21 protein-coding genes are annotated in these 12,259 nt (G+C 64.5%); 4 read left to right on the top strand and 17 right to left on the bottom strand.

Features of this window, described 5'->3' with window-relative positions:
* Positions 1-4 precede the first annotated feature (4 nt).
* Genes D9X30_RS17030 through D9X30_RS17045 form a run of 4 tightly spaced genes read right to left on the bottom strand, consistent with a single transcriptional unit; the run spans position 5 to position 2,711 of the window.
* A complete protein-coding gene (locus tag D9X30_RS17030) occupies positions 5-1,129 on the bottom strand; it encodes a tyrosine-type recombinase/integrase (RefSeq protein ID WP_153948363.1) in 1,125 nt (374 codons plus the stop codon).
* Positions 1,126-1,365: a DUF4224 domain-containing protein gene (locus tag D9X30_RS17035; protein WP_153948364.1), complete on the bottom strand. Its 240-nt coding sequence runs from the start codon at positions 1,363-1,365 to the stop codon at positions 1,126-1,128. Before D9X30_RS17035 ends, D9X30_RS17030 begins: the two co-directional genes overlap by 4 nt.
* Positions 1,366-1,422: 57 nt before the next feature.
* Positions 1,423-1,854 carry an ASCH domain-containing protein gene (locus tag D9X30_RS17040; RefSeq protein WP_153948365.1) on the bottom strand — a complete coding sequence of 144 codons (432 nt, stop codon included), beginning with the start codon at positions 1,852-1,854 and terminating at the stop codon, positions 1,423-1,425.
* Positions 1,851-2,711 carry a DNA adenine methylase gene (locus D9X30_RS17045; protein ID WP_153948366.1) on the bottom strand — a complete coding sequence of 287 codons (861 nt, stop codon included), beginning with the start codon at positions 2,709-2,711 and terminating at the stop codon, positions 1,851-1,853. The genes D9X30_RS17040 and D9X30_RS17045 overlap by 4 nt, the downstream gene beginning before the upstream one ends.
* Positions 2,712-2,740: 29 nt before the next feature.
* Between D9X30_RS17045 and D9X30_RS17050 the strand changes: the two genes are divergently transcribed.
* Positions 2,741-3,004: a hypothetical protein gene (locus D9X30_RS17050; protein ID WP_153948367.1), complete on the top strand. Its 264-nt coding sequence runs from the start codon at positions 2,741-2,743 to the stop codon at positions 3,002-3,004.
* 2 nt (positions 3,005-3,006) lie between these two features.
* On the opposite strand, the gene D9X30_RS17055 is transcribed toward D9X30_RS17050, so the two are convergent.
* From D9X30_RS17055 to D9X30_RS17115, 13 genes are all read right to left on the bottom strand, one after another.
* Complete coding sequence (locus D9X30_RS17055; RefSeq protein ID WP_153948368.1) at positions 3,007-3,765, bottom strand: hypothetical protein; 759 nt, start codon at positions 3,763-3,765, stop codon at positions 3,007-3,009.
* Entirely contained in the window at positions 3,762-4,727 is a 966-nt protein-coding gene (locus tag D9X30_RS17060; protein ID WP_153948461.1) for a phosphoadenosine phosphosulfate reductase domain-containing protein, read from the bottom strand. Before D9X30_RS17060 ends, D9X30_RS17055 begins: the two co-directional genes overlap by 4 nt.
* Positions 4,728-4,747: 20 nt before the next feature.
* Complete coding sequence (locus D9X30_RS17065) at positions 4,748-5,380, bottom strand: hypothetical protein (protein WP_153948369.1); 633 nt, start codon at positions 5,378-5,380, stop codon at positions 4,748-4,750.
* 214 nt (positions 5,381-5,594) lie between these two features.
* Positions 5,595-6,095 carry a hypothetical protein gene (locus D9X30_RS17070; RefSeq protein WP_153948370.1) on the bottom strand — a complete coding sequence of 167 codons (501 nt, stop codon included), beginning with the start codon at positions 6,093-6,095 and terminating at the stop codon, positions 5,595-5,597.
* Positions 6,096-6,125: 30 nt separating this feature from the next.
* Complete coding sequence (locus tag D9X30_RS17075) at positions 6,126-6,950, bottom strand: hypothetical protein (protein ID WP_228770953.1); 825 nt, start codon at positions 6,948-6,950, stop codon at positions 6,126-6,128.
* A gap of 28 nt (positions 6,951-6,978) precedes the next feature.
* On the bottom strand, positions 6,979-7,563 hold the full coding sequence (locus D9X30_RS17080) for a PD-(D/E)XK nuclease family protein (RefSeq protein ID WP_153948371.1): 585 nt from the start codon (positions 7,561-7,563) through the stop codon (positions 6,979-6,981).
* Positions 7,563-8,528: a phage recombination protein Bet gene (gene bet / locus D9X30_RS17085; protein ID WP_153948372.1), complete on the bottom strand. Its 966-nt coding sequence runs from the start codon at positions 8,526-8,528 to the stop codon at positions 7,563-7,565. The genes D9X30_RS17080 and bet overlap by 1 nt, the downstream gene beginning before the upstream one ends.
* Positions 8,529-8,551: 23 nt before the next feature.
* Positions 8,552-8,695: a hypothetical protein gene (locus D9X30_RS17090; protein WP_153948373.1), complete on the bottom strand. Its 144-nt coding sequence runs from the start codon at positions 8,693-8,695 to the stop codon at positions 8,552-8,554.
* Positions 8,696-8,893: 198 nt separating this feature from the next.
* Entirely contained in the window at positions 8,894-9,220 is a 327-nt protein-coding gene (locus tag D9X30_RS17095; RefSeq protein ID WP_153948374.1) for a hypothetical protein, read from the bottom strand.
* Positions 9,217-9,456, bottom strand: a complete 240-nt coding sequence (locus D9X30_RS17100) for a hypothetical protein (protein ID WP_153948375.1) — start codon at positions 9,454-9,456, stop codon at positions 9,217-9,219. Before D9X30_RS17100 ends, D9X30_RS17095 begins: the two co-directional genes overlap by 4 nt.
* A 12-nt stretch (positions 9,457-9,468) precedes the next feature.
* Positions 9,469-9,741 carry a hypothetical protein gene (locus tag D9X30_RS17105; RefSeq protein ID WP_153948376.1) on the bottom strand — a complete coding sequence of 91 codons (273 nt, stop codon included), beginning with the start codon at positions 9,739-9,741 and terminating at the stop codon, positions 9,469-9,471.
* 200 nt (positions 9,742-9,941) lie between these two features.
* The gene (locus tag D9X30_RS17110; protein ID WP_153948377.1) at positions 9,942-10,307 is read right to left on the bottom strand and encodes a hypothetical protein; all 366 of its coding nucleotides are present in this window, start codon (positions 10,305-10,307) and stop codon (positions 9,942-9,944) included.
* Between the two features lie 8 nt (positions 10,308-10,315).
* Positions 10,316-11,380: a S24 family peptidase gene (locus D9X30_RS17115; RefSeq protein WP_194946532.1), complete on the bottom strand. Its 1,065-nt coding sequence runs from the start codon at positions 11,378-11,380 to the stop codon at positions 10,316-10,318.
* Here D9X30_RS17115 and D9X30_RS17120 point away from each other — a divergent pair.
* The 3 genes from D9X30_RS17120 (at position 11,379) to D9X30_RS17130 (ending at position 12,259) form a co-directional block, all read left to right on the top strand.
* Entirely contained in the window at positions 11,379-11,594 is a 216-nt protein-coding gene (locus D9X30_RS17120) for a hypothetical protein (RefSeq protein WP_153948379.1), read from the top strand. The genes D9X30_RS17115 and D9X30_RS17120 overlap by 2 nt on opposite strands.
* A 96-nt stretch (positions 11,595-11,690) precedes the next feature.
* On the top strand, positions 11,691-12,077 hold the full coding sequence (locus D9X30_RS17125; RefSeq protein ID WP_153948380.1) for an XRE family transcriptional regulator: 387 nt from the start codon (positions 11,691-11,693) through the stop codon (positions 12,075-12,077).
* The gene (locus tag D9X30_RS17130) at positions 12,074-12,259 is read left to right on the top strand and encodes a hypothetical protein (protein ID WP_153948381.1); all 186 of its coding nucleotides are present in this window, start codon (positions 12,074-12,076) and stop codon (positions 12,257-12,259) included. The genes D9X30_RS17125 and D9X30_RS17130 overlap by 4 nt, the downstream gene beginning before the upstream one ends.

Here is a 12,259-nt window from a genome sequence, read left to right on the forward strand (position 1 = left end):
GGCGCTATGCCGCCGGTAACGTTAGCTTGACGGTGGACAAGGGCACGTCCCGCTGCTTAATGTACCCCTCGGTCGTTGCCCTATCGGCGTGGGCACCGGCCACCTGCAAGGCCTCAATGTCGTAGCCCGCGCGCTTCGCATCCGTCAGCGCCTTCGCCCGAATATCCTTCACCACGTAGTCCTTGTCGCCCAGCTTTGCGCGCTCCAGCGCGTCGCGCCATGCTTCGCGGCAGGCGGCCGCTGTCTTCGGCTTGCCCTGGCGGTTCACCACCACATAGTCGTCGGCCGTCAGGGTGCGCACCTTGGCCCCGCGCGCAACCGTCTTGGCGCGGCGCAGCACCCGTGCGATCTCGGGCGTGATCGGCCAGTCTACGGCTTGGCCGGTGCTTTTAGCCGTCTTGGTCGGCTTAAACCGGATCACGCCTGCCAGCTCGTCCACCTGCGACCAGCGCAGCTCTCGGATGTCGGTCGACCGCTGGCAGGTCAGGTAGCACAGGTCGACGAAGACCTGCATCTCCGGCCCGGTTGGCACCTTCGCCTCGACCTCCACCTCCTGCCCGTCTTTCATCCGTTTGTACCTGTAGACCGACAAGGCGTCACGGATGGCCACGAAGTGTGCGTGCGGGATGTACACGTCCCGGCCCTTGGGCTTCGACACCTTCACTTCCCGGCATGGGTTGGCGGTGGCATGGCGCCGGCGTACCGCCCATGAGAAGAAGGCCGACAGCCAACCCTTCATGGCTGTCTGGGTCGCTGGCTTGTCCGACCATTCGGCGATCAGGAAGTCCTCGATCACGCCGGCGTCGACCTGGGCGATGTCGTAATTCTGGAAGGCGGTGCGGCACTGCGCGCCGCGGCGCTCCCATTCGTCCCGGAACGATTCGGCGTAGCCGCCCTTGAACTGCTCGATGTAGACCTTTACCAGGCGGGACATGCTGCCCTCCAGGCCGTCCGCCTCCACCTTCCGCTTCTCGATGGTCAGGCGTTCGAGCATGCGCGTCTCGCCTTCCTCCACGCGGCACAGCTTGATCCACTTCTCGTCGGTGTTCCGGACCCAGAAATAGCTGTTGCGGCGGATGTACACCCGACTGGGCAGACCATCCAGCTTTGTGCGACGACGTGCGTTCATGCTGCCTTCCGGAGAGGGACCAGGGCGGGGCGCTGGTTGGTCTCGGCCGTCGGCAGCACGCCGGCGCGCTTCGCCTGCAGAGCTTCGAATGCTGCCCAGGTCATGATGATGCGCCGGTCTGCCCGCTGCACCGGCGTCACGCCAAAATGGCGCTCGAACCACAGCATTTGCAGCTTGGGCCGCTTCAGGCCGGTCACGTCACGCAGGTCCTGCTCGCTCATCAGTCGGTTGTCCATTTGCTGCTCCCAGAGTCGCCGGGTCGTTTCGATAATGCGCGCTGCTGTTTCGGTCAATTATTGGTTCTGAATAATTTGGGATAAAACGTCGGCCGGCACTTCGAAGAAGCCCAGGCGACCGGCCAGCGGCGTGAAGGGCAGGGGCTGGGCGCCGCGCAGGGCGAAGCCGTGGCAGCCCGGCATGTGCCAGTACGAAGTCCGGCGTTCTGGCGGCACGCAGCCGGCGACCTCGGTCATGCCGACGATGCCGCCGCGCTGCAGATCCTCCAAACGGGGGAAGTGGGCTCGGATGCCGGCCTGGTCAAACATCAGCAGCGCCGCGCTGTACTCCAGCCGGGTCATGCCCTTGGCCGCATGGATCAGCACCGGCCCACGGAACCGCGTGGCCCACGACCGGTTCTCGATGTCCTTGCGGCCGTTGACGATCAGCCAGGCCCACGGCTGGCGGATGGATAGGGCTTTGGTGGGAAGGGGACGAGCCAGCGTCATGCGATCAGCTCCATCTGGGAACGCTCTCGCTCGAGTGCGGCGGAGCATGCCGGGTTGATCCAAACCACTTCCGTGCGCGCGCGCCCGCCGTCGGCCATGTGCCGCCGCTCGTGGCGTTCCCAATCGGCAAATAGCTCGTCGTCGTACAGTGCGCTGGGGTAGCCGGATAGCACCACCATCGCAGTGCTCGCACGGAGTACTGCGGCCAACGCGCGATGGTCGTCGTCGGTCATCTCGTGCCGGTAGCCGTGGGTCTTCGCGGACCGGCCCATGATCGCGGACCTGGTGCTGTGGGCGTAGGGTGGATCCGCGTAGATCAGCGCATTTGGGTTGTCCATCCGAGCGATCACCTCGAGTGCGTCGCGATTCTCCAGCAGTACTCCCTGCAGCCGACGGGTGAACGAAGGGATTGCATCGGCCCAGCGCGACCATTCTGCCGACGGCAACCCACGGCCATCCGTCAACTTCGAGCGGAAGCCGGTGCGGCAGCCGCGCGTGGCGCTGTCGCTGCCGTGGCCGAAGAACGAGCGCACGATCATCTTGTGGGCGCTGTCGATATCGTCGACGGACGGTTCGTACGACCAGTCGAATTCATCCCGCGAGAACGGGGTTAGGGCGACGCGACGCTGTAGCTCGAGTGCTTTGCCCTGCTCGCGCAATACACGGAAGACGTTCACCACCTGGCCGTCGAGGTCGTTGTAGCACTCGGCTGGCACGCGGTCCTTCTGCAGCAGGATCCCGGCGCCGCCGCCGAACGGCTCTACGTAGCACGAGTGGGCGGGAAAGAATCCCATCACCCACGGCGCCAGGCGGAACTTGCTGCCGTGGTAGCGAAGAACGGGGCGTGTCACCGTCATGCTAGGATGCCTCCAAAAAAGGAGACCCTATGAACTGGGAGCCGGAGTTTCAGTACAACTACACGCGAACCAAGGGCGAGCGCTTCACATACGACGTCAAGATTGACGTGTCCGAGGTGGAAGGACTGTCGGGCCACTTTGTGACACGTACGTGGATATTTCGCGACGGGAACTACAAAGGCAGCGGCGTCAACTACGGGACGGTCATTGTCGGGAGCCGAACAGAGGCTGCAGATCATGCGTTCAGGCACGCGCAGCGTGACATTGAACTGCAAGTGGGCATGTACGAGTAGCATCACGCGGCCTCCCCGAACAGGCCGCGCTGGATCGGTGCCGCCATGCGCTCCCAGAAGGTCAGGGACTGCCGCGATTCAATCCGCTCGCGCATGACCGCTGCGCGCGATTCCTTGCTGGCCGGCGTGTAGGTCCCGCGCCAGGCGCTGTCGATGCCCACGTTCTGGGCGATGTTCGTGCTGTCGGCGCTGGCGAAGGGGAAGCGGCTGAAGACTTCCGGGTCAAGCATGCGCAGACCGTGCAGTTTGCAGACCGGCCGGCCGTCTCGGTCGCACACCGCGTCCATAGCCTCGGCCATGCGGGTCCACCAGCGCAGCGTGCCGATCTGGGCGAACTCGCCGGAGCTGCCGAGGCAGACGCGAGGCCACGCCAGCGACAGACGTTCCAACCGTTCCAGGCTTTCGTGCAGGTGCCAGACCGGCGCACCTACCCACGGCGCCCGCTCGCGCCACGGCCATTCCGCCACCAGGACGTCGTTCGCCGCCTCGTCGCCGTCGATAACATCAGGGATCACCGCAAAGTCGAAGGCTGGGTAGCGGTGCAGTTCGGCCACCCAGGCGTAGTACTCGCTCCAGTCCGTCACCGGCGCGCCAGAGCGCCAGGCGCTGAAGGCGCCGTTATCCACGGCGAAGGACTGGGCAACGTCCAGCACGATGCCCAATTGCTCGGGGTAGCGAAAAGAGACGAACGCGTGGCCGGAGAACACCGCCTTAGCGGCGGCCGTGGTCGGCGTGATCGGCATGCCGTGGTAATGGATCATTCGCAGAGTCCATACGACGACGAGCAAGCAGTCGGCTCGTCGAGTTGATCGAGAAGGTTGTATTGCCGGCCGCCGCGCGTGGTCTTGCTCCACTCCACCACGGAGTGGATGGTCGATGTCTGCCCGGCATGGCCTTGGGTGCCGAGATGAAAGAACGAGACCGGCGATCGCGGCCGGCATACGCCGGACACCAGGCGCTCCCATTCGGCAATGCGTTCGATGTGCTGCGGCCACCGGCGCGCGATCTCGCGCAACTCGGCCTTGCTGCAGTTGATGCAGGGCATGCACCCGACGCGTGCCTGACCTTGCAGATAGAGCGGATTGGGACGGATCCCGGCGAGTTCGTGCGCCTGGAAGACATCGGGTGCCAACCACCGAAGGATGGGCCGGTAGTTGTAGAGGCCGCCGCCGACCTCTTCGAAAGCGCTTACGCAGGCGCCAGTGCCCTGCAACAAGCGCCGCCGGCGTGGGCTCTCTTCGAGGCGAACGCCTTGCCAAGACCAGACGGCGTAGCCAGAGTCGATGATGTCGATGGCATATGCCGTCAGTGGCTCCGTCTTCAGATATTCGGTGCAGTACTGTCGGTTCAAGGAAGGGAAGCCGCCCTTGAGCAAGCACATATCCAGATATGGGATGCCTGTCGGGTGAAGCAACTCAAGCGCTCGCGCCGCTGCCTCTGGCGTCCACTGATACATGAACTTGCGGCGGCCATAGACGGCAGTCTCTGGCTCCCCTGCGGCCAACCGAGCCAGATTGGCGCGCTTCGTCGCGAATTCGTCGGTAAAGTCGGCTCTCACCACATCCACTCGGATGCCGAGCGCCTGGGGCAGATAGTCCAGCGCGTACTCGACCGTCGCTTCATGCTCGTTGCCGGTGTCGGCGAAGACGAAGCGACAGGCCTCGCGGCCATGCTGCTCGATAGCGAGGATGGCGGTGGCGGTGCTGTCCTTGCCGCCGGACATGGAGACGACGTGAATGATGCTCACGCGCCCACCTCGCCACCGCTATTCACCGCAGAATTTGCGGAGATTACGGCCGTATTCTCCGCACGGCCCTCGAACAGGGCTTCTATTTCGGTGTTTGGGGCGGTGGATATGGCGGCCATCTGGGCATCAATAGCGGCGCGGGGAGTGCAATACCACGCGCGCTGCGATTCGTCGAAGCCTGGCCAATACAGGTGATACCGCTTTTCGCCTTCACCGTTGGTGATCGTGTCAATGATCGCGCCATCCTCAAGAAGGAAGTCCAGTCGCTTCACGTCCCGCGCATCGTTCGATCCTTGTGCCGAGGCGGCGAGAATCGCGCGGACTGCAGCGATGAATGCAGGCTCTGCCTTCGGGTCGTGCCCGGGGCGGAAGTGCTGACGACCAATTGCCAGAATCTGCTCATCCGTCGGCGCCATACCGTCACCGGTGATTGCCGTCGATTCGTTGTCCTTTTGGCGATTGATGCTCTCCAGCACGTCGCTCTGCTTCCATTCCGTTTCACGGTCGAGGAAGCTACGGCCGAGCGGGTGGCCGGCGCCCAGGCCGTCGTTGAAGGCCAACTGCCAGGCCTCGTCCCACGCGGACTTGGCGACCTCGGTCAGCGCACCACGTGCGTCATTGGTAGTCATCACGGTTTCCTGTAGGGTGGGCGGGCCGGCGACTGTCCCAATCAGGAGATGGCGTCGCGCGCTGTTTTTTGGGACTCGGCGTTGTCCCGCCGCCGTCCGCCCATTGAAGGGTGGGGTACTCGCTGCACCGTCCTCACCTGAGGTGTTCCGCCTGCGGCCGACGACGCTGTGGCGGGCTCAGGATCGGCGGACGGCATCCGCTTTCCCCCGTTGATCAGTCGATGAGGTCGGCCTGCTCTTCGCCTTCATTCAGGCTGGCATGGACCTCGGTCTTCTCGATGTGGATCAGCGCGTCCATGCTGTTGTCACCCAGCAGCGACTGGAGCAGGAACTCGATCGTCGTGGACCCGCCTTCCATCGGGTGGATCACGAACTTGCTGACCTTGGCATCCGCGAACACGATGTCGTCGGCCTCGCGCACGCCCTGGTGGAAGCGGAAGTCGATGTGCTCGTGCTTGTCCTTCCACTTCAGCGGTTCGAGCTTCGGGTTCTTGATGTTCGGCAGGTGCGACGGGTCGCGGATGATGTCGCCCTGGACGCTCTCGTCCAGGTAGTAGAGCGACGATTTCAGCGTGGGCGAGAAGTGCGCCAGCACATCGTTGGTGGTGCGGTAGACGATCTTGATGTCCACGGCCGGCACGTCCTCGTCACCGTGCTTTTCGATGCGGTGCTTGACGTGGGCGATCTTGACCAGTTCTTTTTCGAAGGTGAGCATTTGCTGGGCTCCGGTGGTGGGTGAAATAGATCAGGCCGCGCGGGCCGACATGACGGCGTCGGGGTAGGCCTCGACGCCAGGCAACTTCATGGCGTCCTTCTGAGCCTTGGCCAGCTGGTTGATGGCGGACTGGTTCACGTCGAGCAGGTGCTGGTGCTCGGGGTGTGCGGCCACGAACTTGATCAGGGCCATCTTGTCGGTCAGCCGAGCCTTCCAGTTCTGGCGGGTGGAGAGGCCTGCCACCTTCGGCGCGGCCGTGGCCACCGGCACCGGCGCCGCCGTGACCATTTCCGCTTCCATGGCGATGGTCTCCGCCTGCGCGGCGCCGTCGGCGGCGGTCTGCTCGGCCTGTTGCTGCAGCTCGGCGGCCTTGGCGGCGTCTCCGGCGGCGGCAGCGTCGGCCGCTTCCTTGGCAATGCGGTCGGCTTCTTCCTGCGCCTTGCGCGCGGCCTCCCGGGCCTCGGCTTCGATCCGCTGGCGTTCCTCGCGGGCGACGCGCTCGGCTTCGCGGCGGGCCTCGTCGGCCTTGCGCTGCTGCTCGCGGTCGTAGGTGATCATGGCGCCCTTCAGCGCCGTCTCGGCCGTGGCCAGGAAGTCCTTCGGCGCGCGGAAGAGGTCGTTCACAGCCTTCACTGCCTGGTTGAGCGGGCCGGTGATGGCCGTGCGCTTTTCCTCGACGTCCTTGGCCAGCGCCTTGACCTTCTGCAGGTCGCCGGCCGCCAGCTCATACATGGTCGGGCTGTCGATGACGAACGCCTGCGCGGTGGCCAGCAGGCGCTGGGCCTTGCCCGCGAGCAAGACGGCGTCGCTGGCGTCGTAGGCGACGCTGCCCTGGGTGTTGGTGGTTTCGGTCATGGTCGGAATCTCCGGAGGAAGGCCGCGCTCAGGCGGCGTGCTTGTTCTTGAAACGGTGCAGGGCGAGGCAACCGAGGAAGACCTGCCAGTCCTCCGGGTCGGTCATCTCGTGCAGGCGGTAGGTGCCGTCGTCGCGCAGCTCGATCGCGTAGCGGCCCTCGACGCGCTTGCCGCTGGCCTTCTCGACGGCGTTCTTGTACGCAGCGGTCTGCGGGCCGTAGCTGGGAAACATGGCGCCCGTCTTCAGATCGAAGATGCAGCGTTTGCCGTCCAGCATCACCAGGCGGTCGTAGGTGCCGGCGTAGCGGTGGGCCGGGTGGAACACGCGCTCTTCCATGCCCAGGATCTCGAACGGCAGTTCAGCGCGCAGCCGGATCCAGCCATCGAGGTACGGCTGCACCAGCGGCGAGACGGTGCTTTCGTCCAGCTCGCCCAGGTCGTACAGCTCAGTGGCCTTGTGCACGGCGGTGCCGAGGTCGCGCTTGAACTGCAGCACGTCCGGCTTGATGAACGACAGGTCGTTCAGCGGCGCGAGGATCTGCGTCACGCTGGGCACGCGCACACCGTTTTCGGTGTAGGTGTGCGTCGCCTCGTCGAAGTGCAGGGCGGACATCAGCAGTTCTCCTGAATGTAGTCCTGCAGCGCCACGAAGCCGTCACGGGTCAGACCGTCGAGCGTGTCCGGGGTGGAAAGGCCCAGCGTGTCGAGCGCTTCCTGCAGCGGGATTTCTGCGCCGGCCAGCTTTGTCCGCACGTACTGCTTCTCGCCATCGGTGGCCAGGTCGGCACCATCCGCCGGCTCGCCGCCCGTCGGCGCGACGTCCTGCGCGGCTTCCTTGGCCTGCTGGCGCTGGGCCACGGGCTGACGCGTGCGCTGTGCCGGCTGCTCGACGACGTCTGCCGGTTGTGACGCGACCTGCTTTGGCCGGGCCTGCGGCATGGCCACCCGGGATGCTGGCTGCGCCACGGTCTCGGCGGCGCCCATGTCGCGCTCGACGATGCGGTCGGCCTCGTCCTCGTCGTAGATGCCGGCGAAGCCGAAGGCGATACGCGCCCCCTGGATCAGCACCTTGTGGCGCAGCATGCGTTTCGTGTGGCTCTGCCACGGACCGTTGATCTTGTTCTCGCCGCGCGGGCCCTGGTACGTCTCGTCAAGGTATTCGCGGACGATGGTCGGCCGGTCGCGGTCCTTGCGGTAGATCAGTATCTCGCACCACACCGGGCAGGCCTTGCCGGCCGCCGGCGTTTCCATTTCCTCGGAGTACCGGAACTCCAGGCCGTTGAAGGCGGGGTGCTCGTTGATGATCCGGGCCCAGCCGTCGACGCTGACCACCGGCACGATGGCGCCCTTGTCCTCGTACGCGAAGATTTCCTTCGTGAACGGGTTGAGCTTGTACTGGTCGGCCACGATCAGCAGCGCGGCCATCTGCTCGTCGGTGATGTCGCGGTTGTTCCTCTGGCGGAATGCCGTTGCCTTCAACGTGGCCAGAAGCTTGTTCGGGTCGATGTTGTAGCGGCCGGCGAACTTCGCGACCAGACTTTGGTTCGGGGCCGGGCGCTCGGCAACGGCAGTAGACATGCGGGTCTCCAGTAGAAGGCGGATTACAGGGCGCCGGCGCGCAGGGCGACGGCCAGGTACCAGACGAGGGGCGCGGCGATGACGAAGCCGGCGGCGCACGCGTATTCGATCGAGCGCTTGCGCTTCGCGAGCGCCAGCAGCTGGTTGCTGTCGGGGTCGTAGGTCATGCCAGCAACTCCCACAGGACTTCCACCAGAACGAACCCGAGGGCCAGCCAGGTCAGGTCGGCAAGCCAGTGGTTGTTGCGGTTGATGGCGGTGTCGTTGCGCGGCTTCATTGCGCCACCATCGACAGGACGGCGCCGGCCAGCACCACCAGCGGCGGCGCGACGCAGATCAGCAGGGCCGTGTAGAAGAAGTCGCGGCTCATGATTGCGCTCCCGTTGCGCGGGCGATGACGGCTGCCCGTTCGTGGAACCGGGTCGTGCCATCGCTGTCGTTGCCGCTGGCAACGTTCAAGAATGCCCAGTCGGTCCTCTGGGCTGGAGTCATTAGCGAAAGAGCGTTCCGCACAATCTCGTGTGCCAGCTGCAGCTCTCGCAGCAATTCGGCGTTGACCTTCCCTTCGGCAGTTGCGCACACGCGGCGCTCTGCGGCCGCCGATTGAGCCGGCTTGGCCATGCAGCTGCCGTCGCACTGCCCGGTCGGGTAGTCGCAGCCGGACGCCGCGTGCTTGCAGGTGCCGGCGCTCATGCTGCCCTCGCTACGCGGGTCGCCGTTTGTGCTGCGGCCTGGGCGTTGCCCAGCAGCAGGCCGGCGTATTCGATGACTTGCTCACGGTTGATCGCGCCCCAGCTGACGCGCTTCTGCGCGGCGGCCACGTAGTTCGAGAGCAGCATGGCGGCCTGCGGCTTGCGCGCCAGGTCGTCGATGAACGCGATCTCGGCGCTGGTGCCGTAGACGTTGAGGGTGTTGTCGGTCGTCGTCATGGCGTCCGGCCCTCAGTTCGAGTTGTAGTAGCGCAGCAGGCTGACCCACTCCTGGCCGTCGAGCCGGGTGGACTGCACTGCGGGCGAGCGGTACGCGTCGATGCCGTTGGCGTGCTGGCCGGCGGCCTGCTGCACGGCTTCACGGTTGGTACCGCGGAATTCGATCTCGACGATGGAGCTGCCGAGCGGGCGGCGCAGCGTGCGCTGGCGGACGCCGGCCGGCATGACCGGGCGCCGGGGCAGGGGAATGTCGACGCGCGGGGCGCCGAGGCGGATGGCGCTCATTTGCGGCTCCCGAACGGGCCGCCGCATACGCCGATGCCGAAGAACACGACGGCGACGTACAGGAAGATTGCGAGGGGCAGTGCCACTGGGACCTCCATCGGTGAGTTGATGGAGTCCATTAAACATGACGTTTAAGAAAACGTCAAACAAAATGTTTAATCACGGGCGAAAAAAATGCCCGCGCTGTGGCGGGCGTGGTCTCAGGACCGGGATTCGTACCGGGATGGCTCAGGCGGCGGTTCAGGTTTCACCGTCGTGCACCCCTTGTCATAGGCCGCGACTTCGAGCTGGTAGTACCGCTGCTGGGCGCTCTCGATGGCGGCCGAGCGAGCGGCGGAGTTGCCGATGCCGAAGTCCCCGAACGCGGCAAGGACGTCGCGCCCGTCGAACTGGCTCTGCTTGTCTACGTGCTGGGCAAAGCCCATAACCTTGGCCTGTTCCATCTGGATGTCGCTGCAACTGAGGTTCTGCCGCTCGTAGTCGGTTAGCGGAGGCTGAGTGCCGAAGTTCTTCGTTGCGCATCCCGTCAGGGTGAATGCCAAAGTCATCAGGAACAGTCGTTGCATGGTTTGCCTCACAACCTTGTTTTGATCTTGCGGGCTGGCACGGGGTGGGCCACGTAGTACATCCAGGTCACGGCGTCCGGGTCGAACGTGAAGACCTCCGGGTCGTTATAGCTGCCCAGGCGAATACCCTGGCGGCGCGATAGCAGGCGCTTGATCATGGTCTCGCCAGTGTTGAGGCGGACCAGCACGTCGTCTTCCAGCTCCGGCTCGGTGCCCGGCTCCACGAGCGCAAATTCCCCTGGATTGAAGCGCGGAATCATCGAGAGCCCGACCACGGGTGTCAGAAAAGCGAGCGGGTCGGCGCTGGCCGCTTCCGCGAACTGCTGTGTTGCTTCCACCGGATAGTCTCCATCCGTCCAGATCCGCTCCGGCAGGCCGCCCTGGGCGCGCCCGATTACCGGAATCTCACGGTACTTTGCCACGTTGGCCTGGTAGGTGAGAGGGGTAGCGTCTGCTGGTTCGGGATCTTTCTTTTTCGGTTTTGCTGTCTTAAGCGGTACGGGGCGTGGACGCGGGTCATCGTAGACCGCAGCGCGGGGCAATCCCTTGCCCATCACCAACCACACGGCGTTGAAGCCGAACGCCTCCTGGATGCCCACCGCCTGATCCAGCGAGATCGTCTTGATGCTGCCGGATTGCCATTGGCTGACTGTCTCTTGCGTCACCCCTGCAGCCTTTGCCAACGCGGCAGGGCGTACGTCCGGCTCTTGAAGCAAGAGGTTGATGCGCTCACTCAGGCCATCGGCCGAGTCGTTCGCGGTCCGGATTGACTCGTCGTAGGTCATCGACCCCTTGCCAGTCTGCAACCAGGTCGCGCTGCAGCCGATGTGCTTCTGCGCCTCGATCATGCCCGGCCGCGACATGCCGCGGCGCTCCCAGTTGTTCACGGTCTGCTGGGATTGGTTCAGCGCCCGGGCGACGTCGGTAGGCGTCTCAAGGTTCTTGAGGGTACGTGCGGCCTCGTAGAGGCGGACCATGGTTGGATGCATGCGCGCGATGGTCTCACAGGTAAACGGCCCGTTGATAAACAGGGTGTTTGCCTTTTCGTTAAACGTAGTGTTTAATGTGGTCATGGAACCCGACGCCTCTATCGCTATGGACCGTGAACTCATTGATCGCCTTGGCGGCCCCGCCAAGGTTGCTGAACTGCTTGGCTTCGACAAGAAGGGAGGCGTTCAACGCGTCCACAACTGGAAGGAGCGGGGAATTCCTCCTGCCGTGAAGCTGGCCTATCCGGACATCTTTCTAACTCCGCCGAAGGCCGACGAGCCAGCCGTCCAGGTTTGATCCAAAGGCGTCTTCTCGACGCCTTTATTTGAGTCTTCCGCCAACTGTGGAAGCAACTGTGGAATCGATTGAATTTTCCAATCAGGAGAAGAAGAAATGCGGGTAGCCGAACAGCCGGGAACCGGCGCCGGTATTGGGTCTCAGGGATTTTTCGATAGTGGCAAAGGCCGCTTTCTGTCCGATGCCGAGATTGCTGGCTGCGGAACCTTCCGCGATGCCTGCGCGCTGGCCTGGGATCGCCGCGCGCAACCCGGCCTGACCCTCCAGGCGCTGGCCGCTCTGGCCGATCTGTACCCATCCCACGTCAGTGACTATTTCCAGCGCGAGGCCCTGAACGCGAAGGGCAATCCGCGTCGCTCCCTGCCGGCCGAGAAGATTGCCGACGTCGAGCGCGTGCTGGGTAACCGGGTCCTGAGCCAGTACCTCATGCACCGCGGCGCGCTGACCATTTTTGAAGCGATTGTGGCAGCGAGGGGTGCATGACGTATTTGGAAGCGATCGAAGTGGCCACGAAAGCCATGCAAGACGCGGTGGGGAAGAGCGGGGGAGACGACATCCAGCTGACCAAGGCCATCGCCGAGGCGCAGCAGGACCCGCACATCGCTGAGGCGTTCGCGACGGTGGGTCTGCACGACCTGCTGGCCGAACAGAACACGCAGCACTGA

Origin of the sequence: Cupriavidus sp. U2 (assembly GCF_009663685.2) — a bacterium.
Classification (GTDB): Bacteria; Pseudomonadota; Gammaproteobacteria; order Burkholderiales; family Burkholderiaceae; genus Cupriavidus; species Cupriavidus necator_C.

Coding starts and splice junctions, on each gene's coding strand:
- D9X30_RS17030 (WP_153948363.1), bottom strand. CDS start 1,129: ATGAACGCACGTCGTCGCACAAAGCTGGATGGTCTGCCCAGTCGGGTG.
- D9X30_RS17035 (WP_153948364.1), bottom strand. CDS start 1,365: ATGGACAACCGACTGATGAGCGAGCAGGACCTGCGTGACGTGACCGGC.
- D9X30_RS17040 (WP_153948365.1), bottom strand. CDS start 1,854: ATGACGCTGGCTCGTCCCCTTCCCACCAAAGCCCTATCCATCCGCCAG.
- D9X30_RS17045 (WP_153948366.1), bottom strand. CDS start 2,711: ATGACGGTGACACGCCCCGTTCTTCGCTACCACGGCAGCAAGTTCCGC.
- D9X30_RS17050 (WP_153948367.1), top strand. CDS start 2,741: ATGAACTGGGAGCCGGAGTTTCAGTACAACTACACGCGAACCAAGGGC.
- D9X30_RS17055 (WP_153948368.1), bottom strand. CDS start 3,765: ATGATCCATTACCACGGCATGCCGATCACGCCGACCACGGCCGCCGCT.
- D9X30_RS17060 (WP_153948461.1), bottom strand. CDS start 4,727: ATGTCCGGCGGCAAGGACAGCACCGCCACCGCCATCCTCGCTATCGAG.
- D9X30_RS17065 (WP_153948369.1), bottom strand. CDS start 5,380: ATGACTACCAATGACGCACGTGGTGCGCTGACCGAGGTCGCCAAGTCC.
- D9X30_RS17070 (WP_153948370.1), bottom strand. CDS start 6,095: ATGCTCACCTTCGAAAAAGAACTGGTCAAGATCGCCCACGTCAAGCAC.
- D9X30_RS17075 (WP_228770953.1), bottom strand. CDS start 6,950: ATGACCGAAACCACCAACACCCAGGGCAGCGTCGCCTACGACGCCAGC.
- D9X30_RS17080 (WP_153948371.1), bottom strand. CDS start 7,563: ATGTCCGCCCTGCACTTCGACGAGGCGACGCACACCTACACCGAAAAC.
- bet (WP_153948372.1), bottom strand. CDS start 8,528: ATGTCTACTGCCGTTGCCGAGCGCCCGGCCCCGAACCAAAGTCTGGTC.
- D9X30_RS17090 (WP_153948373.1), bottom strand. CDS start 8,695: ATGACCTACGACCCCGACAGCAACCAGCTGCTGGCGCTCGCGAAGCGC.
- D9X30_RS17095 (WP_153948374.1), bottom strand. CDS start 9,220: ATGAGCGCCGGCACCTGCAAGCACGCGGCGTCCGGCTGCGACTACCCG.
- D9X30_RS17100 (WP_153948375.1), bottom strand. CDS start 9,456: ATGACGACGACCGACAACACCCTCAACGTCTACGGCACCAGCGCCGAG.
- D9X30_RS17105 (WP_153948376.1), bottom strand. CDS start 9,741: ATGAGCGCCATCCGCCTCGGCGCCCCGCGCGTCGACATTCCCCTGCCC.
- D9X30_RS17110 (WP_153948377.1), bottom strand. CDS start 10,307: ATGCAACGACTGTTCCTGATGACTTTGGCATTCACCCTGACGGGATGC.
- D9X30_RS17120 (WP_153948379.1), top strand. CDS start 11,379: ATGGAACCCGACGCCTCTATCGCTATGGACCGTGAACTCATTGATCGC.
- D9X30_RS17115 (WP_194946532.1), bottom strand. CDS start 11,380: ATGACCACATTAAACACTACGTTTAACGAAAAGGCAAACACCCTGTTT.
- D9X30_RS17125 (WP_153948380.1), top strand. CDS start 11,691: ATGCGGGTAGCCGAACAGCCGGGAACCGGCGCCGGTATTGGGTCTCAG.
- D9X30_RS17130 (WP_153948381.1), top strand. CDS start 12,074: ATGACGTATTTGGAAGCGATCGAAGTGGCCACGAAAGCCATGCAAGAC.